The following is a 1,502-nucleotide window of genomic DNA, read 5'->3' as shown; positions in this document are numbered from 1 at the left end:
CGGGTAATAGATCATCGGTTTGTCATAGACCGGCAAGAGTTGCTTGTTGATCGCCAAGGTTGCCGGGTGAAGCCGCGTGCCCGAGCCGCCGGCGAGAATGATGCCCTTCATTGCTTTGGTCCGATCAGTTCGTCGAGAATGTCTTCAAGCGCGTCTCGCCAAGGGCGCGGGCGTATGTCCCAGTCGCGGGTGATAGCCGCGCTCGACAGGAGCGAGTTCGCTGGCCGCCTGGCAGCGGTTGGAAAATCGGCGGTGGAGATCGCATCGACGGCGGCGCTCGGCCCGCCGCGCGCCGCGCTCCCAGCGAAGATTGCGGCGGCGAACTCATGCCAGTCGGTCGCGCCTTCATTGCTGAAGTGATAAGTGCCCGCGGGCGCTGCCGGATCGGCGTCGAGACCGACCGCGATGCGGACGATTGCCGCGGCCAGGTCGTTGGCGCTGGTGGGGCTGCCGTGCTGGTCGGCGACGATACCGACCCGCGCACGATCTTGGCCCAGGCGGAGCATCGTCCGGATGAAGTTACTGCCATACGGGCTGACCAGCCACGAAGTGCGAATGATAACATGCCTCGGGCATCCGCTACGCACGGCCAGCTCGCCACCGAGCTTGGACGCGCCATAAACTCCGATCGGACCGGTCGTATCTCCCACGTCGCGCGCCCCGGCTGCCGATCCGTCAAACACATAATCGGTCGAGAGGTGGATCAGCAGGCTATTCGCTCGGCGGCAGGCGGCAGCAAGCGCGGCGGGGACAAGCGCGTTGCTCCGCCAGGCCTCGACCGGCTCTTCCTCGGCGCGATCGACGGCGGTGTAGGCAGCGGCGTTGATGACCGCCGCCCATTGTCGCGACCGGACGAACTGGTCGAGCGCAGCGCTGTCGGCAAGGTCAAGTTCGTCGCGCAGCGGAGCGATAGTTCGCCAGCCATCAGGCCAGTGCGCGCGCTGAAGCGCCTGACCCAACTGGCCCCGCCCACCGGTAACGAGGACTTCCCTCACGCGAGGCCGCGCCGCTTGTCGGCCTGGCTCTCGTCGACGATAGTTCGCCACCAGTCCTCGTTGTCGAGGTACCAAGCGACGGTCTTTTCAATTCCGCTCGGAAAGCTTTCGAGCGGCTCCCAGCCAAGCTCGTCGCGAATTCGCGACGCGTCGATGGCATAGCGCTGGTCGTGGCCGGGACGATCGGGAACGAACGCGATCTGGCTTGAATAGGGCTCGCCGTCGGCGCGGGAGACAAGCCGGTCGAGGATGGCGCAGACCGTTTCGACCACCTCGAGGTTGCGCTTCTCGGCTCCGCCGCCGACGTTGTAGGTGCGGCCTGGTTCGCCGCGCTCGAACACCGCCTGGAGCGCGCGGACATGATCCTCCACGAACAGCCAATCGCGCACGTTGGACCCGGCACCATAGACCGGCAGCCTTTCGCCGGCGAGCGCCTTGACGATCATCAGGGGGATCAGCTTTTCGGGAAGGTGGAACGGGCCGTAATTGTTCGAGCAGTTGGTGATG

3 protein-coding genes are annotated in these 1,502 nt (G+C 65.5%); all 3 read right to left on the bottom strand.

Annotation, left to right across the window (positions count from 1 at the left end; genetic code table 11):
- The coding region (locus RMN84_RS10565; RefSeq protein ID WP_309612132.1) for a sugar phosphate nucleotidyltransferase at positions 1–111 on the bottom strand (111 nt) is incomplete at its 3' end.
- A complete protein-coding gene (rfbD, locus tag RMN84_RS10560) occupies positions 108–995 on the bottom strand; it encodes a dTDP-4-dehydrorhamnose reductase (protein WP_309612131.1) in 888 nt (295 codons plus the stop codon). The genes RMN84_RS10565 and rfbD, both read right to left, overlap by 4 nt.
- The coding region (locus tag RMN84_RS10555; protein WP_309612130.1) for a GDP-mannose 4,6-dehydratase at positions 992–1,502 on the bottom strand (511 nt) is incomplete at its 5' end. The genes rfbD and RMN84_RS10555, both read right to left, overlap by 4 nt.

Source organism: Sphingomonas sp. (genome assembly GCF_031380695.1).
Lineage (GTDB): Bacteria > Pseudomonadota > Alphaproteobacteria > Sphingomonadales > Sphingomonadaceae > Sphingomicrobium.
The sequence above is the reverse complement of the archived record's forward strand: the minus strand, read 5'-3'. Positions and strand labels throughout refer to the sequence as shown.